At 59.2% G+C, this 21,899-nt stretch carries 24 protein-coding genes; 16 read left to right on the top strand and 8 right to left on the bottom strand.

The window, feature by feature from the left end; genetic code table 11:
- Positions 1-2 precede the first annotated feature (2 nt).
- From I2I01_RS13800 to I2I01_RS13790, 3 genes are all read right to left on the bottom strand, one after another.
- Positions 3-1,430 (bottom strand): alpha/beta fold hydrolase, encoded by a 1,428-nt coding sequence (locus tag I2I01_RS13800; protein WP_196287065.1) that lies wholly within the window; start codon positions 1,428-1,430, stop codon positions 3-5.
- Between the two features lie 391 nt (positions 1,431-1,821).
- On the bottom strand, positions 1,822-2,016 hold the full coding sequence (locus I2I01_RS13795) for a hypothetical protein (protein ID WP_196287064.1): 195 nt from the start codon (positions 2,014-2,016) through the stop codon (positions 1,822-1,824).
- A 34-nt stretch (positions 2,017-2,050) separates the two neighbouring features.
- Positions 2,051-2,494: a septal ring lytic transglycosylase RlpA family protein gene (locus I2I01_RS13790; protein WP_196287063.1), complete on the bottom strand. Its 444-nt coding sequence runs from the start codon at positions 2,492-2,494 to the stop codon at positions 2,051-2,053.
- A gap of 76 nt (positions 2,495-2,570) precedes the next feature.
- Between I2I01_RS13790 and I2I01_RS13785 the strand changes: the two genes are divergently transcribed.
- Positions 2,571-2,789 carry a hypothetical protein gene (locus I2I01_RS13785; RefSeq protein WP_196287062.1) on the top strand — a complete coding sequence of 73 codons (219 nt, stop codon included), beginning with the start codon at positions 2,571-2,573 and terminating at the stop codon, positions 2,787-2,789.
- Between the two features lie 80 nt (positions 2,790-2,869).
- Here the strand turns inward: I2I01_RS13785 and I2I01_RS13780 are convergent, their stop codons facing one another.
- The gene (locus tag I2I01_RS13780; RefSeq protein ID WP_196287061.1) at positions 2,870-3,730 is read right to left on the bottom strand and encodes a glycoside hydrolase family 25 protein; all 861 of its coding nucleotides are present in this window, start codon (positions 3,728-3,730) and stop codon (positions 2,870-2,872) included.
- Positions 3,731-3,827: 97 nt separating this feature from the next.
- Between I2I01_RS13780 and I2I01_RS13775 the strand changes: the two genes are divergently transcribed.
- Both I2I01_RS13775 and I2I01_RS13770 read left to right on the top strand, forming a co-directional pair.
- Positions 3,828-4,103: a VF530 family protein gene (locus I2I01_RS13775; RefSeq protein WP_196287060.1), complete on the top strand. Its 276-nt coding sequence runs from the start codon at positions 3,828-3,830 to the stop codon at positions 4,101-4,103.
- A gap of 5 nt (positions 4,104-4,108) precedes the next feature.
- Positions 4,109-4,432: a hypothetical protein gene (locus I2I01_RS13770; RefSeq protein ID WP_196287059.1), complete on the top strand. Its 324-nt coding sequence runs from the start codon at positions 4,109-4,111 to the stop codon at positions 4,430-4,432.
- A 280-nt stretch (positions 4,433-4,712) separates the two neighbouring features.
- Here I2I01_RS13770 and I2I01_RS13765 read toward each other — a convergent pair whose 3' ends face one another.
- Together I2I01_RS13765 and I2I01_RS13760 are read right to left on the bottom strand one after the other, a co-directional pair.
- Positions 4,713-5,096, bottom strand: coding sequence for an Hsp20/alpha crystallin family protein (locus I2I01_RS13765; RefSeq protein ID WP_196287058.1), 384 nt, complete (start codon positions 5,094-5,096; stop codon positions 4,713-4,715).
- Positions 5,097-5,302: 206 nt separating this feature from the next.
- Positions 5,303-7,168, bottom strand: a complete 1,866-nt coding sequence (locus I2I01_RS13760; protein WP_196287057.1) for a BamA/TamA family outer membrane protein — start codon at positions 7,166-7,168, stop codon at positions 5,303-5,305.
- 175 nt (positions 7,169-7,343) lie between these two features.
- Here I2I01_RS13760 and hemW point away from each other — a divergent pair, with 175 nt between their 5' ends.
- The 5 genes from hemW to I2I01_RS13735 all read left to right on the top strand — a co-directional run bounded on the left by hemW (position 7,344) and on the right by I2I01_RS13735 (position 11,488).
- Entirely contained in the window at positions 7,344-8,483 is a 1,140-nt protein-coding gene (hemW, locus tag I2I01_RS13755; RefSeq protein ID WP_196287056.1) for a radical SAM family heme chaperone HemW, read from the top strand.
- Between the two features lie 120 nt (positions 8,484-8,603).
- A complete protein-coding gene (locus I2I01_RS13750; protein WP_196287055.1) occupies positions 8,604-9,029 on the top strand; it encodes a hypothetical protein in 426 nt (141 codons plus the stop codon).
- A gap of 5 nt (positions 9,030-9,034) precedes the next feature.
- Positions 9,035-9,688 carry an alpha/beta hydrolase gene (locus I2I01_RS13745; RefSeq protein WP_196287054.1) on the top strand — a complete coding sequence of 218 codons (654 nt, stop codon included), beginning with the start codon at positions 9,035-9,037 and terminating at the stop codon, positions 9,686-9,688.
- Positions 9,689-9,799: 111 nt separating this feature from the next.
- Entirely contained in the window at positions 9,800-10,579 is a 780-nt protein-coding gene (locus I2I01_RS13740) for a cyclase family protein (RefSeq protein WP_196287053.1), read from the top strand.
- Positions 10,580-10,786: 207 nt separating this feature from the next.
- Entirely contained in the window at positions 10,787-11,488 is a 702-nt protein-coding gene (locus I2I01_RS13735) for a hypothetical protein (RefSeq protein ID WP_196287052.1), read from the top strand.
- A 66-nt stretch (positions 11,489-11,554) separates the two neighbouring features.
- Here I2I01_RS13735 and rpmA read toward each other — a convergent pair whose 3' ends face one another.
- Together rpmA and rplU are read right to left on the bottom strand one after the other, a co-directional pair.
- Positions 11,555-11,830, bottom strand: a complete 276-nt coding sequence (gene rpmA / locus I2I01_RS13730) for a 50S ribosomal protein L27 (protein WP_196287051.1) — start codon at positions 11,828-11,830, stop codon at positions 11,555-11,557.
- Between the two features lie 81 nt (positions 11,831-11,911).
- Positions 11,912-12,217 (bottom strand): 50S ribosomal protein L21, encoded by a 306-nt coding sequence (rplU, locus tag I2I01_RS13725; RefSeq protein ID WP_190926885.1) that lies wholly within the window; start codon positions 12,215-12,217, stop codon positions 11,912-11,914.
- 510 nt (positions 12,218-12,727) lie between these two features.
- Here rplU and I2I01_RS13720 point away from each other — a divergent pair.
- The 8 genes from I2I01_RS13720 to I2I01_RS13685 all read left to right on the top strand — a co-directional run bounded on the left by I2I01_RS13720 (position 12,728) and on the right by I2I01_RS13685 (position 21,846).
- Positions 12,728-13,687 carry a ribonucleoside-diphosphate reductase small subunit gene (locus tag I2I01_RS13720; RefSeq protein WP_196287050.1) on the top strand — a complete coding sequence of 320 codons (960 nt, stop codon included), beginning with the start codon at positions 12,728-12,730 and terminating at the stop codon, positions 13,685-13,687.
- Between the two features lie 138 nt (positions 13,688-13,825).
- On the top strand, positions 13,826-14,755 hold the full coding sequence (locus I2I01_RS13715; RefSeq protein ID WP_211537952.1) for a DUF6624 domain-containing protein: 930 nt from the start codon (positions 13,826-13,828) through the stop codon (positions 14,753-14,755).
- Between the two features lie 165 nt (positions 14,756-14,920).
- Positions 14,921-15,544 carry a YceI family protein gene (locus I2I01_RS13710; RefSeq protein ID WP_196287049.1) on the top strand — a complete coding sequence of 208 codons (624 nt, stop codon included), beginning with the start codon at positions 14,921-14,923 and terminating at the stop codon, positions 15,542-15,544.
- A 16-nt stretch (positions 15,545-15,560) separates the two neighbouring features.
- Positions 15,561-16,160 (top strand): metal-dependent hydrolase, encoded by a 600-nt coding sequence (locus tag I2I01_RS13705; protein ID WP_196287048.1) that lies wholly within the window; start codon positions 15,561-15,563, stop codon positions 16,158-16,160.
- Between the two features lie 22 nt (positions 16,161-16,182).
- On the top strand, positions 16,183-16,866 hold the full coding sequence (locus I2I01_RS13700; protein ID WP_196287047.1) for a hypothetical protein: 684 nt from the start codon (positions 16,183-16,185) through the stop codon (positions 16,864-16,866).
- Between the two features lie 414 nt (positions 16,867-17,280).
- Positions 17,281-19,662 (top strand): ribonucleoside-diphosphate reductase subunit alpha, encoded by a 2,382-nt coding sequence (locus tag I2I01_RS13695; protein ID WP_196287046.1) that lies wholly within the window; start codon positions 17,281-17,283, stop codon positions 19,660-19,662.
- A 132-nt stretch (positions 19,663-19,794) separates the two neighbouring features.
- Complete coding sequence (locus I2I01_RS13690; RefSeq protein ID WP_196287045.1) at positions 19,795-21,162, top strand: AAA family ATPase; 1,368 nt, start codon at positions 19,795-19,797, stop codon at positions 21,160-21,162.
- Between the two features lie 12 nt (positions 21,163-21,174).
- A complete protein-coding gene (locus I2I01_RS13685; RefSeq protein WP_196287044.1) occupies positions 21,175-21,846 on the top strand; it encodes an RloB family protein in 672 nt (223 codons plus the stop codon).
- Positions 21,847-21,899: the final 53 nt, after the last annotated feature.

Genomic DNA, 21,899 nt, shown 5'->3' with positions numbered 1-21,899 from the left:
CCTTACGGCTTTAGCTGCTGCACCACCCACTCCCGTATGGCTTCCAGCGCATCGGCCGAGGCCGTAGGGCGTTGCTCGGTGCCCGCTGCTAGTGCTTGCGCACTGTCCGGGGTCAGGAAATCGTGGTTAAGGCCGTCGAGCTTCTGGCTGCTGACCCGCTTGTTGGCCTTGAGGCCTTTTTCGAGCAGCGGCAAGTTAGCGGCGGGGAGCACCTGCGAATCGGCGGCGCCGTGCAGCAGCAGCGTGGGGCAGCTCACTTTGCCAAGGTCGGCCTGCGGGTTGTAAGCCAGCAGCGACCGGTACCGCGGACTGGTGAGCTGGGCGGCCCGCTTTTGGGCAGTGGCCGACGGCAGGCTGGGATAAAGCTGCTTCAGCATGTTGGCCACAATGGCCTGGGCCTGCGCGTTGTCGCTCGTTTGCCGGATGATTTCCAGCATGGCGTACTGCCGCTTATACAGGGCGTCGCTGCGTTTCTGTGCTTCGGTGTTCAAGCGCATCTGCTCCTGGGCCACGCGCACCTGCACCTGCTGCGCGGGCACACCGGCGGCCAGTTGCTTCTTGGCCTCGCGGCGGGCCAGGGTCATCACCTGTAGTTCTTTGCGGCCCCAGGCCAGCTGGGCAGTGTCGGGCTCGCCAGGCTGGTTCACCAAGCCGGTTTGACGGGCCAATAGTTCCTGGCCATTCACGCCCGCTGCCCCCAACGATACCAGAAAAGCCAGGGTGGGGGCCTGCGACGCCACTTGCAGGGCCACATTAGCGCCCTCGCCGTGTCCCAGCAGGCCTACCCGCAGCGGGTCGATTCCGGTGCGAGAGCGCAGAAAAGTGAGGGCCGACTGCGCATCTGCCACCAATTCATTGCGGGAACTTGCCGCCGGAATGACGGCCGAGCGGCCCGTGCCGCGGCCATCGAGCCGCAACACGGCCAAACCTTGCCGCGTGAGGTAGTCGGCCAGCTCATCGAGCAGGGGGTAGGTACCGACGGCGCGCTCGGCTTGGCCGCCATCGGCCAGCAGCACCACGCCCGGGAAGGGGCCAGCGCCCAAAGGCATGCTGAGGGTGCCGCCCAAGCCCAACTCGGGGTTGGAGCTGCCGGGCGTGCTCACGCGCACGTCTTCGGTTTGGTAAGCCAGCGTTTTGCCTTTGAGCACAGACGACGGCAGTGCGCCACCGACGGGTAGGCGCTCGAGCACCAAGGTGGTCCGAAAACCTGGCTGCTGCCACTGCCCACGCAGGCGCTTGCCTTCGCCTACTGACTGGGCCACAAAGCGGTAACCAACTTTGTCGGCGTAAAAAGCCACGCTATCGGGGGTATTCACCACTCGCAGCGGAGTGTTTTGCAATGCAGCGGCGGCCACTTCGAGCAAGGCCACGGTGCTACCGTCGCGCTGCTCAGCAATGGTGATGGCAACCTGTTGGCTGCCGCCGGGCATTTCTAGTCGTCCCAGCCAACGGCCTGCCAGGGAATGCCTTGTAACCGAAGCAGTGTGCGCCAGGACGCTTAAAGAGCCGGATAGAGTGACAAGTGTACTGAGAACGAGGGCGTAGTAGAATGGTTTCATGGCCAGACAACCCCGTTTTTTGACTTCAAATGGCCTGCTCAGGCGTTATCTCGACGAAGTTGTTTTCAAAAGTACAATAAATTCTTGCTTTATGGATGAACTATGTATAAAATTTATTAAAGTAATTAATGATAAAGTGTTATAAGTGTCATTGTGAATGTCTGAATTTGCTTTGATTCATTGGTGAATGGCCATAGAAAAGCCCCTTGGGCGCTGGTGCGTGCGGCCAGCGCCCAAGGGGCTTCAGCAATAGTGAAATGGGCTATGACGCCGTGTACCAGGCTAGCACTTCAAGGCCAGCGGCGTCGTCGTCGGCCTCCACTACTTCGTTGATGACGTATTGCACTTCAGCTTCCGACCAGCCTTCGTCTTCGGCGGCGGGCACCCAAAGGTCGAGGGCGGCGTAGCGGTTGGTGCCGGGCGGCAGCGTCCAGTGGACTTTCTTGCGGATGTTCATATGGGGAGGGTGTTTCTGAAAGCAAAGAAACGGTTTACGGCGCGGCCTTGATAACGGTGACGCGCACCGGCACCACGCCCGCCGAAACGATGTCGAGTTGCTCGGCGGCGCGGCGCGACACGTCTACGATGTAGCCCTTGGTGTGCGGGCCCCGGTCGGTCACGGTCACGTCGACGGAGCGGCCATTGCGCGTGTTCGTGACGCGGATGACGGTGCCGAAGGGCAGCGTGTTGTGGGCGGCCGTCATCTGGCCGGGCCGGTAGGTGCTGCCGCTGGCCGTGGGCCGGCCATTGAACTTGTCGGCATAGTAAGAGCCAAGGCCGGTTTGGATATAGGTGCCGCGCGGGGCTTTGGTGCTGCCGGTGCCAGCGTTGCGGCTGCCCCCGCACGAAGCCAGCAAAAACAGGGCCGGCAACAGCCACAGTAGGCAGCGCAAAGGCGTGCGGTATAGAATTTTGGCTTTCTGATTTTGCTTCATCTGAAATTAATGATTGGCGGCCACCTTTCGGACGAGTTTCTCACCCAACACCACCTCTTTTAACCAACTTACAACCATGAAAAACCTATTGAAACTGGCTTCGGCCGTCGCCCTTTCGTGCACCTTCCTGGCCGCCCACGCTCAGCAGGGCGACGACAAGATGATGAAAAAAGAAGCCAAAGCCGACGGCAAGATGATGAAACACGACGGCAAAATGGCCAAAGACAAGATGATGAAGAAAGAAGGCAAAGCCGTGAAACACGACGGCAAGGCCATGACCAAAGACAAAATGTAGGCCAACCGCACAGCTATATGAACGGCCGCCCGGCTTGCGCGCTTCCTCGGAGGCGGCAGGCCGGGCGGCTTTTTGTTGGCTCAGCGGCGCTGGGGCTTGGCCGCAGGCGCTTTGGGCGGTGCCGGCACGCGCAGGGCCTGCAGCTCCTCAAAGTTGCCCTGAAACACATTGAAATCGACCACGCCGCGAATGCCGGGCACGTAGGCCTCGTCGGAGTGCTGCCAGATTATCCACTTCTTGCGGGGCATGGCGGGGCGTTCCACCTCGTAGTGCGCCAGCCAGAGCGGGTAATTGTCGAAGTGCCCGGCCAGGTGGCGCTTGTAGAAGCTGTGGTTGGAGTAGAGAATGGGTCGCACGCCGTAGTGCGCCTCGATGAGGCGGAGCCAGCGGGCCACTTCGCGGCGCAGCACGGCCACGTCGTGAAAATTCGGGGCTTCCACGTCGAGCACGGGCGGCAGGTCGCCGGGCGCCAGGGGCACGGTGCGGGCAAACAGGTCGGCCTGCACCTGGCCGTCGCGGTTGGGCTGGAAGTAGTGGTAGGCCCCGCAAAGCACGCCGGCCTTGCGGGCCTCGCGCCAGTTGCGGGCAAAACGCACGTCACGCATGGTGGCGCCCTCGCTGGCTTTGATGAAGGCGAAACGGACCTTGTTGCGGGCCACCTCGGGCCAGTCGATGCGGCCCTGGTAGGCCGACACGTCGATGCCGTGCACCGAGTAGCCGGCCAGCAGCGGCGTCTTTTCGCGGCCCGTGAGGCCGCCTTTGGTGAGCGTAGCCCAGGCCCGGCGGGCGTAGCGGTTGAGCTGCACCTGGTGGCGCCAGTAATATACCGTGCCCAGGGTGAGCAGCGCCAACAGCCCCGCCAGCAGCACGCTGCGCCAGGCCCGGCGCGGGGCGCGGGGTGGGGCAGGAGGCACGGGGCGGCGGGTGGTGGAGTTCGGCATGGGCGGTGCGGCCCAAAAATAACGACCGGCCCGGCCCCGTCGTGCCCCGGCCGCCGGCTTTTCGCCAACTTTGCATTTGCCACCATCCGCCTTTGCCATGTCTTTCCTCCGCGCCGCCGACGCCCGCGACGAATCCGGCCACCTCATTAGCGAGCTGCACGGCGTCACGCTGGCCGCCATTCTCGAATACCTCGTGGCCGCTTACGGCTGGGCCGAGCTCGACGCGCGCCTGCGCATGAACTGCTTCGCCGAAAACCCCAGCATCAAGTCCAGCCTCACGTTTTTGCGGCGCACGCCCTGGGCCCGTGCCAAAGTGGAGGCCCTCTACATCAAAGCGCGCTCGGCCGAAGTGCAGGGCCGCCCGCGCCCCTAACCGCCATGGCCGACGTCTCGCAAAAATCATCGAAAGAGTCGCTGTTTGTGGGCCTGCTGCTCTTCGTGGCCTTCGAAACGGTAGCCTTCTACGGCCTGCAATACCTCACCTCGGGCCTGGGCGAAAGCAACCAGATGCAGCCTGAAAACACCATCGTGAGCAATTGGCTCAAAACGATGGTGTTCTTCGTGCTGCACCTCGCCCTGGTCATTGCGGCCATGCTGGTGCTCAGCAACAAGCTGCCGCGCCACTACCGCGGCCAGGTGATGGGCTGGTTCTACCTGGCCCTGCTGATGAGCTTCGTGCTGCTGATACCGCTGTTTGGGTAAGTGGGCGTAAGCAAAAGAAACAGTCATGCAGAGCGCAGCGAAGCATCTCGCTCGGGGTAACTAATTACTTGTTGCAAGCGAGATGCTTCGCTGCGCTCTGCATGATGTTAAAAAACAAAACCACCGCTGCGGGCGGTGGCTCAATGGTGGAACCTGGAAACTTAAAAAGTAACCGGTCGGACCCGGCGTTATCGATGGACTGCGGTGCCGGTCGGTCCCGGCGTTATAGATAGTTAATAAACAGATTGCCAGCTAAATTAATTCGGGATGTGCGCCCAGATTAATTGTGGCGAATGTCGATTTCGCGCTGCTGGTCGGTGGGGCTGACGAAGGGGATGCGCACCTGCAACTCGTGGCCTTCGTGCACGGCGTCGATGCGCGTCAGGTCGAGGTTGTTGGGCAAGTCGAGCGTCTGCACGAAGAGCGGGGCGGCCAGCTGGTCGTCGGGCTGGTGGCGGTACTCGCCGAACACGGTGAGGCGCTGCTGGTTGAGCACCACGCGGAAGCTGTCGGCCGGCACCGTAGGCATGGCTACGCGCAGAATTACGCCTTTCGGGCGCTGGTCGACGCGCAACTGGGGCTGGGCCACGCCGCCGCCGATGGTGTTAAGCAAATCGAGCTGCGGGGCAATGGAACGGATAAATTTCGGGCTGATGAGTTTCATGGCAGGGAGCCGGGTTTAGGCGTCGGCTTCGTACCTGCTATTACAAATGATGTACCAATCCGAATCAGGGCTTATCCTGTCTGAAAATCAGCCGTATTGGCCGATAAATTGGTCGAGAATTCTGTGTTTCGGCCACGCTGGCACAAAACGAATTTTCGAGGCTTAAAAAGCCGACGAAATGGCGGTTTCTCTGCGCAGTAAACACCTCAAAAGCGGCTCGTCAACCCGAAGTGAATCTTCGACGCGTTGAGAGCAAACTTCTGCCCAATGTAGTTGGACTGGCCTACCGAGTACACAAACTGAAACAGACCCGCCCCGGTGCGAAAGCTCAGCCCCGCCCCCAGGCCGGTGGGCTGGTCGCTGAACTTCTCGTCCGCGGCATCGTGGCGCAGATAGGCTTGGTCGGCGAACAAAAACACGTAGGAATCGGCGCCGATGAACTGGCGGAATTCGGCCGTAGCCAGCGCGAATGAGCTGGTGTAAAACTGGTTTTCGTTGAAGCCGCGCAAGGAGTTCAGGCCCCCCAGGCGCAGCAAGTCGTTGGTGAACAGGCGCGGGTTGAGCAGACCTTCGTTGCGCAGGCGCACGAGCAGCACCCCGGCCCGCTTCACCGGAAAGTAGCGCTCGGCCCGCAGGGCAAAGGAGGTTTGGGTGGTGTGCAGGGGCACGCCGCTGTAGAATTCAGTCGGAATTTGGGCGTTCTGGGTGATGGCCTTGGTGCCCACCGCGGCCTGACCGTTGAGGAGGTAGCCGCGGTGCGGGAAAAACAGGTCGTCGAGGCTAGTCCAGGCGTAGCCCAGCCCGTAAGAGGTGTATTTCGAGTCGATTTCCTCGGGCAACTGGCGCAGATTGGCGTACGTGATGCTGTCGTAAGTCAGCTGCGAACTGCGCTGCTCCGCGAAAAAGCTGACGCGCCCAGCCCGCACCGTGGGGTAGGTGATTTGCAGGCGCGGCCGCACCGTCAGAAAGCTGTTGGTTTGGTTGTAAAGGTTAAAGGTGCCCGACACTTCCAGCGGCGTGCCGAAGAAATTGGGGTGCACGTACTGCGCATCGAGCAGTTGCGAGAGGGCGTCGGTTTTGCGCCATTGCAGCCCCAACTGCTTGCCACCGCCTTTGATGTTGCGCAGGTTGATGGTGACGTCGCCGGTGAACTGCACGCTCGTTTGGCTGGCGTTGGCGTTCGGCAAAATGCCCACAATGGCGTCGAACTGGTTGCTGGGCCGGTCTTCAAGCAGCAGGTACACGCGGGCCCGGCCCCGGGCAAAGCGCACTTCGGGTTCGGCGCGCAGGCGCAGGTAGGGCAGCTGGCGCAGCAGCTGGGCAGCGGCCGCCACGCGCTGCTGGCTGAAGGGCTGCTCCGGAAAAATCTGCAGGTACTTGGTCAGGAAGCGCTTCTTGGTCTTGGTGTTGCCCACGATTTGCAGCGAGTCGAACACCACGGCTGGGCCGCGCTTGAGCACCACGCGCCCCGCAATGGCGTGCCCGCTGAGTTGCAGCGAATCGAGCCCGACGGTGGCAAAAGGGAAGCCCTGGTTCTCGGCCTCGGTGAGGATGCGCTCCTGCAGCCGGGCCCAGTCGTCGGGCCGGAAGGGCGTTTGGCGGAACAGCTTTTCGCGGTAGCCCGCGCGGGTCATCAGACCGTCGCCGAGGTTGCCGTTGCGCAGGTAGGCCCAGCTGAAGGCCTCGCCCACGTAGAGACGCACCCGCACCGTGTCGCGTCGCCAGCGCATCTCATCGGCCGAGGCCGTGAGGTAGGCGTCGGCCTGCAGAGCCAGCACCAGCTCACGCACCTCACGCAGTGCCGTCAGCGAGTCGGGTACGGTGGCCGGCAGCTTGTAGCGGCGCACGATGGCCCGGTCAGCGGTTTCGGCATCAATCTGCAGCACCCGCGGGTGGGCCAGGGCGCGGCGCTGGGCAGGGGCCGGCTCCGGGGCCGCGCGCGGCGGCAGGGGCGGGGAGGCTAGGCCCGGCTGGTTGGGCGCGTTGGGGTCGAGGCCGGGCGTTTGGGCGCGGGCGCGCGGGCCAGTCGCCAAGCCGGCCAACAGCAGCAGGCACCCCCAAACGCAGCGCATAAACCTGTTCATCGGGGACACAACGCCAAAGCCGGTTTTTAATTTCCCGAAGGTAACGCTGCGCGCCGAGGGCCGCCCGGCACGGGGCGCTCTACCTTTGTGCAACGCCAGCGCACGATGCGCGCCGACGCGGTGTTTCATTCCCATCACCCGGGCCCATACGCCCCGCTCTGCCATGGCCGGCCTCTACCTCCACATTCCCTTCTGTAAGCAAGCCTGCCACTACTGCGACTTCCATTTCAGCACCTCGCTAAAGCTGAAAAGCCGCCTGGTGGAAGCCCTGGTGCGCGAGCTGGAGCTGCGCCGCCATTACCTCGGCCCGCAGCCAACACTAGAAACCATATACTTCGGGGGGGGCACGCCGTCGCTGCTCACGGCTGAGGAACTGAACCAGGTTTTTACGGCCATCCACCGCCATTTCGCCGTGGCTCCAGAGGCTGAAATTACCCTCGAAGCCAACCCCGACGACCTCAGCGCCCCGAAGTTGCGCGAGTTGCAGGCAGCCGGCGTCAACCGGCTCAGCATCGGGCTACAAAGCTTCTACGAACCCCACTTGCGGCTGATGAACCGCGCCCACACCGCCGAGGAATCGACCACGGCCGTGCGCCGAGCCCAGGACGTGGGCTTCGAGAATATTTCCATCGACCTGATTTACGGCGTGCCCGCGCCGGGCCACCACATTTGGGAAGCCGATTTGGCCAATGCCTTTGCACTGGGCGTCCCGCACGTGTCGGCCTACGCTCTGACGGTGGAACCGGGCACGGCCTTCGGCCACCGCCTGCAGAAGGGTACGTTCAAGGCGGCGCCCGACGAGTTTGTGGCCACGCAGTTTGAAACGCTGCTGGCCGCCATGCGCGCCCACGACTACGAGCAGTACGAAATCAGCAACTTCTGCCAGCCCGGCCGCGAGAGCCGCCACAACGGCAACTACTGGCGCGGCGTGCCCTACCTCGGCCTGGGTCCCAGCGCCCACAGCTACGACGGCGAGAACCGGCTGTTTACCCTCGCCAACAACCCGCAGTACGTGGCCGCCGTGCTCGAACGCGGCGAAGTACCCGTGACCGTGGATGCCCTCACGGCCACCGACCGGGCCAACGAGTACCTGCTCACCACCCTGCGCACCGCCCGCGGCTGCGACCTGGCGCACCTGCGCACCCACCTCGGCTTCGATGTGCAGGCCGCCCACGCCACTTATCTGGCCGAGCTGCAGGCCAACGGCTGGGCCCGCCTCCAAAACGAAGTGCTGACGCTGACCGACGCGGGCAAACTCCTGGCCGACCACATCACGCTCGAGCTGTTCCAGGCCGCCGGTTAAACGGATTTTAGCGGACGGGAACGGATTTTTTGTGCGGCCGTCCGTAGACCTGTGGCTGCCCTATACATTTGTGCGAAACCACAAACAATCCGTTTTCATCCGCTAAAATCCGTTTCATCTGTGGTCAAGTTATTGAGCGACAGCATTGCCGACGATGCTGATTTTTTTGTGGAGCAAATTCACGTCGTGGCCATCGTCTTCGATAACACCGATGACGTGACCGTGTGGGCCACCACGCTGTTCGATGGCGATACCCATTTCTTTCACCTCGCCCTGCCCTTTAAGGCCCTCGACACACTCCTGACCCTGACCCACGACCGCGCCGACGCCTTGCAGGAGGAAGTAGCCGATGCCCTGGCCGCCCAGGAGTGGCCCGCTCTGCTCGAATACAACTCCGACGACCGGCCACCCGTGCCGCTGCCCAGCGTAGCCCTCAAGCTGTCGGTGACGTACCCGGCCACTGAAGACGGCGAGTTGGACGATGACGACCCGCAGCCGCACAACATCTTCTACCTCGAAGGCGTGTTTGTGCGCCTCGATACCTGAGCCCCATGGCCGGGCCGCCCGTCTTCTACCTCATCCCTGGCCTGGGTGCCGATGAGCGGGTGTTTCAGTTCTTGCGGCTGCATGGCGAAGTGCACGTGCTGCGTTGGCTAACCCCACAAAGCCCCACCGAGCCACTGCGGCACTACGCGGCCCGGCTGGCGTCGGCCGTGCCTGCTGGGCAGCCCTGCTGGCTAGTGGGTGTGTCGTTTGGAGGGGTGCTGGCGCAGGAGGTGGCGGCTCTGCGCCCCCTGGCCCGGGTAGTGCTCATTTCCAGCTTCATGAGCCCGCGCGAATTGCCTTGGATTGGCCGCCTGGCTCGCGCCACCGGCCTGTACCGCCTGGTGCCGACACAGGTATTGCCCCTGTTACCCCGTGTGGCAAAGTGGTTTTTCGGTGCCCGGAATGGCGGTGAATACCGGCTGTTAAAACAAATCCTGCGCGATACAGACCCTGACTTCACCCGCTGGGCTGTGGCGCGGTTGCTGCAGTGGCCGGGCCGGCCGGGGTTGCCCATCGTCCGCATCCACGGCACCCATGACCGGCTGCTGCCGGCTGGGGCCATGCTTAGCCAACATGCCTTGCCCGGCGGCCACCTCATCATCATTAGCCAGGCCGTTAAAATCAGCCGGATTCTGAATGAGTTGGCAACGTCATGCTGAGCGCAGCCGAAGCATCTCTACCGCTGGAGTAACTAATTGCGTTGCGCAATAGAGATGCTTCGGCTCCGCTCAGCATGACGTTCTTTGCTAACTGCTAACTGCTAACCGCTAATGCTTCCCACCTATCCCTTTGCCGGCCGCACCTATAGCTTCGACCCCGCCGCGCCGCTTGACATTTCCTTGCCCCTGGCACCCGGCCCCGAGCAGGTGAATTGCTTCTGGGCCGAGCCGGTGCAGTTCGACACCATTCGGGTGGGAAGCTTCGTGGGCAGCGTGGCGCTGGGCGGCAGCACCAACTACCAGCGTGTACACGTCACGCCCCACGGCAACGGCACCCACACCGAGTGCTACGGCCACATCTCGCCCGACCCGGCCGTGACGCTCAACCAGTGCCTGCGCCGTTTCCTGTGGGTGGCGCGGCTGGTGAGCGTGGCCCCGCGCCCCCAGCCCAATGGCGACCTAGTGGTGATGCTGGCCGACCTGCAAGCCGCCCTGGCCCTGCAGCCCGACCGCGCCATTCCCGAAGCCCTCGTGCTGCGCACCCTGCCCAACGACCCGGCCAAGCGCCACCGCCAGTACTCCGGCACCAACCCCACATACATCGAGCCCGCCCTGGCCGAGTGGCTGGTGGAACACCGCGTCCAGCACTTCCTGCTCGACCTGCCCAGCGTCGACCGCGAAGAAGACGCCGGCCAGCTGCTGGCCCATCATGCCTTCTGGCAGTACCCGGCGCAGCCCCGCTACGCCGCCACCATCACCGAGCTGATTTTTGTGCCCGACGAGGTAGCCGACGGCCTCTACCTGCTCAACCTGCAGATTACCAGCCTGGAGCTGGACGCCAGCCCCAGCAAGCCCGTGCTTTATGCTCTGAACCCTTTGCCCGCGGTGTAAAGCAATTAAAGGCAGCGCTACCATGCGCCGCCCTGCTCATGTTCAGCGCGTATTCTGAACGTTAGGCTTGGCAAGTGCAGCCATTGGGCCAGTAGCACCAACCAGTTTGCAAGGCATTTGCGATATTGCTTACCAGTTGAAAATAAGGTGGAAAGCCGTGCTTTGGCCGCTTTATTTCAGCTATTCGGCTTTACTCGCTTCTCTGCTATGTCGATTGTTCGCACGCTAAAGCTTTTCACCTTCAGCATCAGCTTGCTTTCGGGGCCATTGGCCACGGCCGCTGTCCTTCCTGCTGCTGAGGTGCCACCCACGCCGCCCGGGACACCCCGGCTGTTGCTCAAGGGTGGCTTGCGCCTCAACCACCTTTTTTATTTACCCGACCAGCAAAGCTGGCAACTGGTGTTGCCTTCCTCGCTGGGGCTGGAATACCGCTTCACGCCTCGCTTCAGTCTCTACAGCCAGTTGGAAGCCGATTTGTCGGCTGGCCGTGCGCCCCGCGGACGTCGGCGCGCTCAGCTTCCTACCACTTCTACCGACTTTGCCCTCGGCGCCCGCTACTACTTCAACCAACCAGCCGCCGGCAGTGCGGCCGCGCACCCCGAGCCCTGGGGCAATTACCTGGCCTTGGAAAGCAGCGCGGAACTGGCCCAAATTGGCCGGGGTGGGCGGCGTGGCCACAACCTGACGGTGGGCCGCGTCACGCCGGCCCTCTTCGTGCTGTGCGGCACCCAGCACGGCGGACCCGGCCGGCACTTGCTCTATGACCTCAACGCCGGACTGGGCATTGTGGCCCCGCCCGCTTACGCCGCTGAAGCCAAGGTTTCGCCGCCCTGGACTGTGGCTTCGCAGGTAAATCTACGGGTGTATCTGGTTAATCATCAGCGGCCGCCTAAGCTGGCCGGCCACTAAGCGAAACCAAACGCGAAAAGGGCTGCCCGGTAGGAGCAGCCCTTTTCTATGCTAGCGTGCTGGCAATTAAGCCGGTACGGAAACGACTTCGCGGGGAATAACCGTCACGAACGAACGGTCTTTGCGGCCTTTCTTGAACGACACTTCGCCGTCAACGAGGGCGAACAGCGTGTGGTCTTTGCCCATGCCTACGTTCTCGCCGGCGTGGTGCTTGGTGCCGCGCTGACGCACGATGATGTTGCCGGCAACGAGGGCCTGGCCCCCGAAAATCTTGATGCCGAGACGTTTGGAATGCGATTCGCGGCCGTTGTTGGACGAGCCGACACCTTTCTTGTGAGCCATGGTATTGAAGCTATTGCTACCGGCAAATGGCCAGTAGCGGCTGGTTTAAAATGGGATAGATAGCAGGCAAACGGCTGGTAATTAGCCGATGCTGTTAATCATTACTTTGGTGAACTGCTGGCGGTGGCCATTCATCTTCTGGTAGCCCTTGCGGCGCTTCTTCTTGAAGACGAGAACTTTGTCGCCTTTCACGTGGGCGAGAATGGTGCCGGTTACGGCAACGTTCAGCTCGGGAGCGCCTACGGTGATGGTGCCGTTGTCATCGGTCAGCAGGGCGTTGCCCAGCGTTACGGTGTCGCCAACATTGCCGGCCAGTTTGTGAGCGTAAACGAATTTGTTGGCCTCAACCTTGGTCTGCTGGCCAGCTATGTTAACAATTGCGTACATCAGCTTTCGCGGGTTTTTTCTAAAATGGGAAGGCAAAAGTACGGCTTTGATTTGGCAATTCCAAACCTAAGTTGTTAATCGTCATTGGCTGGCCCCCGAATGTGCGCGCAAAAGGCCGCGGAAGCACCCGGCAGCTGTGTTACGGCACCGTGAAGAAAAACGCCCGGGTACGTACGTACAATAAGCAATTTTGGGGACAAGTGTACTTATCCACAGGCGAAATGTGGACAACTCGGGCAAAAGCAACTGATTTTGAGGCAAAATTAGTATTGAACGGTGTCGTTAGCTTGTGGAAAACCCCTATGCCGCGCTGTGAAAAAAGCCCGGACTTAGCAAAAAATTAACGAAGAAAAAAGCTCGGATGGGCGCCCATCGGCCTAGGGGTCGGGCCTATATTTGAACCAGCAAGGTGAACTTCATCTGCGGCGCGGGAGCCAAACATCTGCCCGCTGCTGCAAGTTGAGGAACGACCTTCCCCGCTGAAATCCGTCATCAAAGACCCGAGAAAATATGGAGCCCCTCCTCGCCGAAAATCCCAACCGCTTTGTGCTTTTCCCCATCCAGAACGATGAGGTGTGGCAGTACTACAAGAAGTCGCAGGCCTCGTTCTGGACGGCGGAGGAAATCGACCTCTCGCAGGACCAGAAGGACTGGAACACCCTGAACGACAACGAGCGGCACTTCATCAAGCACGTGCTGGCCTTCTTCGCCGCCTCCGACGGCATCGTAAACGAGAACCTGGCCGTGAACTTCATGCAGGAAGTGCAGATGCCCGAGGCACGCTGCTTCTACGGCTTCCAGATTATGATGGAAAACATTCACAGCGAGACGTATTCGCTGCTGATTGATACCTACATCAAAGACCCCAAGGAGAAGGATTACCTCTTCAATGCCCTCGAAACGGTGCCCGCCGTGCAGAAAAAGGGCGAGTGGGCCCTGCGCTGGATTAACTCCGAGAACTTTGCCGAGCGCCTCATTGCCTTTGCGGCGGTGGAAGGCATTTTCTTCTCGGGCTCTTTCTGTTCCATTTTCTGGCTCAAGAAGCGCGGCCTGATGCCGGGGCTGACGTTCTCGAACGAGCTGATTTCGCGCGATGAAGGGCTGCACTGCGACTTCGCCTGCCTGCTCTACAGCTACCTCGTGAACAAGCTGCCCGAGGCGCGGGTGCAGGCCATCATCCGCGACGCGGTGACGATTGAGCAGGAGTTCGTGACCGACGCGCTGCCAGTGAACCTCATCGGCATGAACGCCAAGGCCATGTCGCTGTACATTGAGTTTGTGGCCGACCGCCTGCTGGTGTCGCTGGGCTGCAGCAAGATTTACAACGCCACCAACCCCTTCGATTTCATGGAGATGATTTCGGTGCAGGGCAAAACCAACTTCTTCGAGAAGCGCGTGGCCGAGTACCAGAAAGCCGGCGTGATGAGCGAGCGGAACGACAATGTGTTCTCGCTGGACGAAGATTTCTAAGCCACCCGCGGCCAAATATGATAAGCCCGCAGCCGCCCGCTGCGGGCTTTTTTGTGCTTGCTTCTCAACGGGCAAGCAACCCCGGGCGGCAGAATATTTTCTTTAGCAGGCACACTCACCTTACACTTCTTCTGCGCCATGACCAAAGCTTTATTACTCGCTATCTGCCTGTTGCTACTCAGCCCGCTGGCCCGCGCCCAGGCCGGCTTTGCGGCCCTCAACGCCCAGGCCATGACGGCTTACACGGCCAAGCAGTATACCGAGTCGGCCAAGCTGTACGACCAAGCCTTCAAGGCCAAAGACAGCAAGCCTACCAGCACCGACTTATACAATGCAGCCTGCTCCTGGGCGCTGGCCGGCGATGCTAAAAAAGCTTTTGCCTACCTCGACCGGGCCACCATGGCCGGCTGGGACAACCCAGCCCACGTGAAGCAGGATGCCGACCTGCGCGGCCTGCACTCCGACAAACGCTGGGCCCCAATGCTGCAGAAGCTGGAAGCCACCGTGGCCAAAACCGAAGCTAACCTGAACCAGCCCCTGAAGCGGGAGCTGGAAGGCATCTACACCACCGACCAGGGCGTGCGCAGCAAGGTGGATTCGGTGCGAAAAAAATTCGGCATGAAGTCGCCGCAGTGGGACGCTCTGATGGCCGAGATGCGCACGATTGACGAGCGCAACACCAAGCGCGTCACCGAAATCATTGACCAGTACGGCTGGCCCGGTAAGAACCTGGTGGGCCGCATGGGCAGCCTCACGGCATTTCTGGTCATTCAGCACGCCGACGCACCGGTGCAGCAGAAGTACCTGCCCATGATGCGCGAAGCCGCCGCCAAGGGCGAGCTGGCCAAAGGCAACCTGGCCCTGCTGGAAGACCGGGTGCTGGTGCGGCAGGGCAAGCCCCAGATTTACGGCAGCCAGCTGCGCACCAACCCCGATACCCAGAAGATGGAGTTTTCACCCATCGAAGACGAGGCCCACGTGGACGAGCGCCGAAGCGCCGTGGGCCTGGAGCCCATTGCCGTGTACGCCAAGCGCTTCGGGCTGGATTACGCCCCGCCCCAGAAGTAAGCACTTGCGAGAGTAGAAGAAAGAAATGGTAGTTTTGTAGGATTGCGGCCATCCAAAAAGTTGGGCGGCAGGCAACGCTGGCCTGCTCGAAACCGAGTAGGCAAGCGGACGGCCCGGCGGGCTTTCCTTCCGCATATTACCATTCCTTTTATCCCTACTGCTTACATGAAATACGGTTTACTACTTCTGCTTGCGCTGCTGGCTGCCGAGCCTGCCGCTCATGCCCAAACAGCTCCGGCAGCTGTTGCTCCCACTGCGTCGACAGCTAAGCTGCCGCGCTACACCACGGCCACGGGCCTCATCACCTTCTTCTCTTCGGCCCCGCTCGAAGACATCGAGGCGCTGAACTCGAAGGTGGCGGCCGTGTTTGAGCTGGCCACCGGGCAGTTGGCTTTTTCCATGCTGATGCGCGACTTTCAGTTCAAGAACACGCTGATGCAGGAGCACTTCAACGAGAACTACGCCGAGAGCGAGAAGTATCCGCGGGCACGCTTCACGGGCACGCTGGTGACCATGCCCGACGAGGCCACGCTGCGCAGCGGCCCGCAGCCGGTGTACGTGCAGGGCGTGCTCACCATCCACGGGGTGAAGCGCAAGGTGCGGGTGCCCGGCACCCTGCACTTGCGCGACAACGACCTGGTGGTGACTTCGAAATTTGCCGTGGCTCCGGCCGACTACAAGATTAAAATCCCGGCGCTGGTGCGCAACAACATCGCCAAGAGTATTGACGTGAGCGTGATAATGACCTGCCAGCCCACCACGGCCGCCACGGCCAGCATTGCCAAGTAGCGCCTACCTTAAGGGCATGAAAAAGCCCTACGCCAGCAATCCGGTTTGCCTCGGCTTGTTGCTTCTGGGTTGGACGCTGGTGTGGATAGGGCACGCCTACGTGGTGCCCACGCTGCGCACGCCCTGGCTCATTGGGCTGGCCGACCCGGCGGTGCACGGGCTGGTATCGGCGTTGCTGGTGCTGCCCCTGTGGCTGCGGCGGGTAATCGATTTTCGGGTGGCCCTGCTGGCGGTGCTGCTGGGCGTACTCATCGACTTGGACCACGCCGTGGCGGCGGGCTCGTTTTCATTTAAAGCCATGCTCTCGCTGCCGGGCCGGCCGTTGGGGCACAGCTTGCTGGTGGCTACGCTGGAAGCCACCATCGTGGCGCTGGCTTTGCGCGGTTGGAGCGCCCGCTACGCGAGTTGGGGACCGTTTTACCTGTTCTGGGTTTCGTTGGCTTCGCACATTGCGCGCGATGGGGTGACGCCCTGGGCCTGGCCCGTGGCTGCGCCACCCATTCCGGCGGCGGTGTTTTTTGGCCTGTTCGTGCCGCTGAGTCTAGCGCACTGGTGGGCCGGGCTGGCGTGGCAGCGCAAGGCCAAGGCAAGCATGAGGGCGGAATACGAAACCTGAGCGGCTTGCCGTTGCGGAGGCTATGACAAAGCTTCGACGCTTCCGGGAGTGGCTGCGGCCGCGCATGCCTTATCTGAACATTTGGTTGGCGGGGGCGGCGTGGACGGCGAACTATTGCATTCAGGTTTTTTGCCAGCCGGTAGCCTGGGCGGCCGTCGCGTTGGTACTGGCTTTTGGAGCTTTTTTGGCTTGGCCGTGGCTGCGCCACGCTGCAACGCCGATACGCTATGCGGCAGTGTTTCTGCAGGGCCTTGGGCTAACCATTTGCGGGTATTGCGTGCTGTTTATGGGCTGGGGTACCATGCTAATCAGTACGCTGATTGGGTTCTTGCTTTTCCCGTTGCTGGCATGGGTTCCGGTTGTTTTCGGCCTTCAGATAATCTGGCGGCTGGCGCGGAACCCGCTCCGTGGTGCGTGGGCAGTGGGGCTGCTAGGGGGCTTTGTGCTGCTGCCCGCACAATGGTGGTTTTACCGCCAATACCGGCAAATTGAAGAAACCGCAACCCGTTTGGAGCAAGCCAACAGCCTGACCGTTGATGCATTGGCGCGGGAATTACCGCGCAGCTACGTGGCCGAACGCGTGGTGGGGATGCACTTTCGGTACCATACCCGGTTTGAAGAACTGGACGGTTGGCGCCCGCCGCTGCACGACCCGTTGCTGGATGTCTGCTGCGCGGATGTAAAGACTCGCTCACGCTGGGGATAAATCTTAACCGAGTGGCATTGTACCGTCTTTTATTTCCCGACTTGCCCCTGAAACCGGACTGCGTTTGCGCCCATAGTCGAGACGGAGAATCGTACCGAAACTGGCAGCCAGACTCTACAACATTGGTATATCTCAGGTAAAGTGGATACAGCTGGCTCTAGGAGAAAGCAGGTCGTGGATTTCAAAAAATGGCCTGGCATCGCCCTTCAGGTCCTATGTGGAAAACTTCCGGAACTTTTCCTTGCCCTTCGAAAACACAGGAGGTAATTTCCGGGATTCAATATCGAGCCGGCTGTTGATACCCCAGCCGTCGGTTCAACTCTTTCACAACTGCCTCAACAACTTGCCGCCGGTACTGTGCCGCGTCGGCTCCTTCAGTATATAAGCAAAAATTCCCAACCAAACACCACTGGTATGCTAGTAATTAAACGCGATGGACGCCGCGAATCCGTCAAGTTCGACAAAGTGACTGCCCGTATTGAGAAGCTCTGCTACGGGTTGAACCAGGACTACATCTCACCCATTGAGGTGGCCAAAAAGGTGATTGACGGCATCTACGATGGCGTAAGCACCATTGAGCTGGATAACCTGGCCGCTGAGACGGCTGCCTCGCTCACCACCCGCCACCCCGATTACGCCATTCTGGCGGCCCGCATTGCGGTGAGCAACCTGCACAAGGTGACCAGCAAGTCCTTCTCGAGCACGATGAAGCGGCTCTACACCTACGAGGACCCCAAGAATGGCGACAACGCCTCGCTCATCGCCACCGACGTGTGGGAGGTGATTCATAAGAATGCCGCCACGCTGGACTCGGCCATTATCTATGACCGGGACTACAACTACGACTTCTTCGGATTTAAGACGCTGGAACGTAGCTACTTGCTGCGCCTGGAGGGCAAGGTGGTGGAGCGGCCCCAGCACATGCTGATGCGCGTGTCGGTGGGCATCCACAAGGACGACATTGACTCGGTTATCAAGACTTATAACCTGCTGAGCGAGCGGTGGTTTACCCACGCTACGCCCACGCTGTTCAACGCCGGCACGCCGAAGCCGCAGATGAGCAGCTGCTTCCTGCTCACGATGAAGGACGACTCCATCGACGGCATTTACGACACGCTGAAGAACTGCGCGCTGATTTCGCAGAGCGCCGGCGGCATCGGGCTGTCGGTGAGCAACGTGCGGGCCACGGGCTCCTACATCAAGGGCACGAACGGCAACTCGAACGGGCTGGTGCCCATGCTGAAGGTGTTCAACGACACGGCCCGCTACGTGGACCAGGGCGGCGGCAAGCGCAAGGGCGCTTTTGCCATTTACCTGGAGCCCTGGCACGCCGACGTGTTCGAGTTCCTCGACCTGAAGAAGAACCACGGCAAGGAGGAAATGCGCGCCCGCGACCTGTTTTACGCCCTCTGGACGCCTGACCTGTTTATGAAGCGCGTGGAAGCCAACGGCGACTGGACGCTGATGTGCCCCCACGAGTGCCCGGGCCTCGACACGAGCTGGGGCGAGGAGTTTGAGAAGCTCTACATGAAGTACGAGCGCGAGGGCCGCGGCCGCCGCACCATCAAGGCGCAGGAGCTGTGGTTTGCCATCCTGGAAAGCCAGACGGAGACGGGCACGCCCTACATGCTGTTCAAGGACGCGGCCAACGGCAAATCGAACCAGCAAAACCTGGGCACGATTAAGAGCTCGAACCTGTGCACCGAGATTATTGAGTACACCGACGCCGACGAAATTGCGGTGTGCAACCTGGCTTCGCTGGCGCTGCCCCGCTACCTGGTGACCGACGCCCAGGGCAACACCACCTTCGACCACCAGAAGCTGTACGAGGTGACCTATCAAGCGACAATCAACCTGAACAAGGTGATTGACGTGAACTACTACCCGGTGCCCGAAACGCAGAAGTCGAACTTCCGCCACCGCCCCATCGGGCTGGGCGTGCAGGGCCTGGCCGACACGTTCATTGCCCTGCGCATGCCCTTCGAGAGCGACGAAGCCTCGGGCCTGAATAAGGACATCTTCGAAACCATCTACTTCGCGGCCATGACGGCCTCGAAGGACCTGGCCATCAAGGACGGGCACTACGAGTCGTTCCCCGGCTCGCCCCTGAGCCAGGGCAAGTTCCAGTTCGACCTCTGGGGCGTGACGCCCGACTCGGGCCGCTGGGACTGGGAAAGCCTGCGCGCCGAGGTGGTGAAGCACGGCGCCCGCAACTCGCTGCTGGTGGCGCCCATGCCCACGGCCAGCACCGCCCAGATTCTGGGCAACAACGAGTCGTTTGAGCCCTACACGAGCAACATTTACGTGCGGCGCGTGCTCAGCGGCGAATTCATGGTGGTAAACAAGCACCTGCTGAAAGACCTGGTGGCCCTGGGCCTGTGGAACGACGCGATGAAGCAGGAAATCATCGCGGCCAACGGCTCGGTGCAGAACATCCAGCGTATTCCGCAGCACATCAAGGACCTGTACAAGACGGTGTGGGAGATTTCGCAGCGCCGCATCATCGACCAGGCCGCCGACCGCGGGGCCTACATCTGCCAGAGCCAGAGCCTGAACCTGCACGTGCAAAACGTGAACTTCGGCAAGCTCACCAGCATGCACTTCCACGCCTGGAAGCGCGGCCTGAAAACCGGCATGTACTACCTGCGCACCAAAGCCGCCGCTGACGCCATCAAGTTCACGGTGGAAAAGCAAGCCGCCGAAACCCTGGAGCCCCTGGCCCTGGTGGAGCAAAACCAGTCCGACATGGCCTGCTCCCTGGATAACCCGGAAGGCTGCGAGGCCTGCGGGTCGTAAGGAGAGTGTTTCAACAAAAAAGAAGGCGGCTGTAAACTAGCCGCCTTCTTTTTTGTTGAAATAGGTGCAAGTCGAGAAAATTTCTCTTCTTTGCACCTATAAAAAGCCAATAAGATGCTAGTAAGACTCACAGTGGAGAATTTTCTGTCCTTTAAAGAAAGGGCTGAACTTTCTATGGTTCCCGGTAAAACCCAAAGACAAGAGAGCCATGTTTATAAGTTTAAGGGTAAAAGCGCTGTCAACCTCTTGAAGGGAGCAGTAATCTATGGAGCTAATGCATCAGGTAAATCGAACCTAGTTAAAGCTGTACAGTTTGCCAAAAAGTTGGTGACGGGAGGCACTCGCTCAAATTCTCCCATTCCTACTGCTCCTTTCAAATTAAATTCAAATACACCAAAGCAGGCTACGAGGATTGAGTTTGAGGTAAACCATAAAGGCATGCATTTAGCCTATGGATTTGAAGTAACTGCTAGCCGAGTTCTAGAGGAATGGTTATACAAAGTGAGTTCTAAATCAGAACGCAAAATTTTTACGCGAAAGTGGAATTCTGCTACCCAGAAATTTGATACTGAATTCAAGAATATAAAGTTTAAGAATAATGATGAGGCTCAATTTTTAAACTTTATAGCCAAAGCCACTAGAGAAAACCAATTATTTCTGGCAGAAGTATTGGACCGCAAGGTCGAGGGCAATGTGGATGGTATAGATACTATTCTTGCAATGCTTAACTGGTTTGATAAAGTACTTGTAATTATCACACCGACATCAATATTTCATGGGCTAGAGGGGCGTATTCAAGACAATGCAAGAACATCAGATATTTATGCAAAGTATTTGAGTTACTTTGACACAGGAATATCAGGTTTAAGTCTTGTATCAACAGATATAGACCAAATACCTGATATGCCAGCGGATATTAAAGATGACTTGCTGGAGGCCACAAAGACAGAGAAAAAAGCTAGGGCATTCATTGGCGGACCGGATAATCAGCGATACATGTTTTGCAAAAACGGTCCTGGAGAAGACGAATGGGAAATGATGAGACTAGTTACTCAGCATAAGCACTCGGATTCAGATGCAGTATCATATTTTGAGATTAACGAAGAATCAGATGGTACTCGAAGACTAATGGATTTGATTCCTGCTGTATTGGATTTCGGTGTGGAGGAAAAGGTGTTTTTTGTTGATGAGTTAGACAGGAGCTTGCATCCTATAATAACTAGGACTATCGTTGATAACTTTTTTAACAGAAGCCCAAATGCAAAATCCCAGTTGATTGTCACAACTCACGAATCAGGTATTCTAGACCAAGATATTTTGAGGAAAGACGAGGTATGGTTTGTTAAAAAAGCTAAGGATAAATCTTCGATGCTCTACTCTCTTGAGGAGTTCAAACCACGTTTCGATACCGATATCCGAAAAGGTTACCTTAACGGTCGGTTCGGTGCTATCCCATTTATTCACTCTCAAGAAGGCCTGCAAGGGCTAATAGAAAGCTAGTCTTTCAAGTATATGGGACGTGAGCGGAGGCCGTACACAAGAACATCAGAAGTCCGTGATGCAAGGCTTTTTGCCATAGTTACGGAGGGGCAAAAAACAGAATATGAGTACTTTTTAGGTTTGAGAGAACATTTAGACGGAGAGCCTACTCGTATTCATGTTAAAGTTTTAGAAAGAGAGGAGAGCAATAGCTCACCTAAGTATATTATTGGGTTAATGGATGAGTTTGTAGAAAAGCATCAATTAACGCTCGATGATGACGATGAATTATGGTTAGTCATTGACCGGGACGCACAAAGCTGGGGGGAAGGGCAAATCAGTGAGGTAGCACAAGAATGCTTTCAGAAGGGGTATAGTTTGGCACTGAGCAACCCCTGCTTCGAATTATGGTTGCTATTGCATTGGCGGGATGTCGATAGCTACTATTCAACAGAAGAGAAAGAGGAATTATTTCTTAATAAGAAGATTTCAAGTTCTAGAACAGTATTGAAAAGAGAAGTGGGGCTGGTGATGACTGGCTACAATCCTTCAAATCCAGATATGGGGAAATTATTACCATTTATAAAAGACGCTGTTGAACGCGCGCGCGCACTAGACATAAACCCTGCTCATAGGTGGCCACTTTCTCTTGGTACGCGGGTGTACTTGCTAGTTGAGAAATTGCTTGTGTATGCCAAATCATAAGCTTCGCCAGCCGCTGCCGCCCCGGGAGCGGCTGGGTTTGTTTAATGCCAGCG

Source organism: Hymenobacter properus (genome assembly GCF_015694735.1).
Lineage (GTDB): Bacteria > Bacteroidota > Bacteroidia > Cytophagales > Hymenobacteraceae > Hymenobacter > Hymenobacter properus.
The sequence above is the reverse complement of the archived record's forward strand: the minus strand, read 5'-3'. Positions and strand labels throughout refer to the sequence as shown.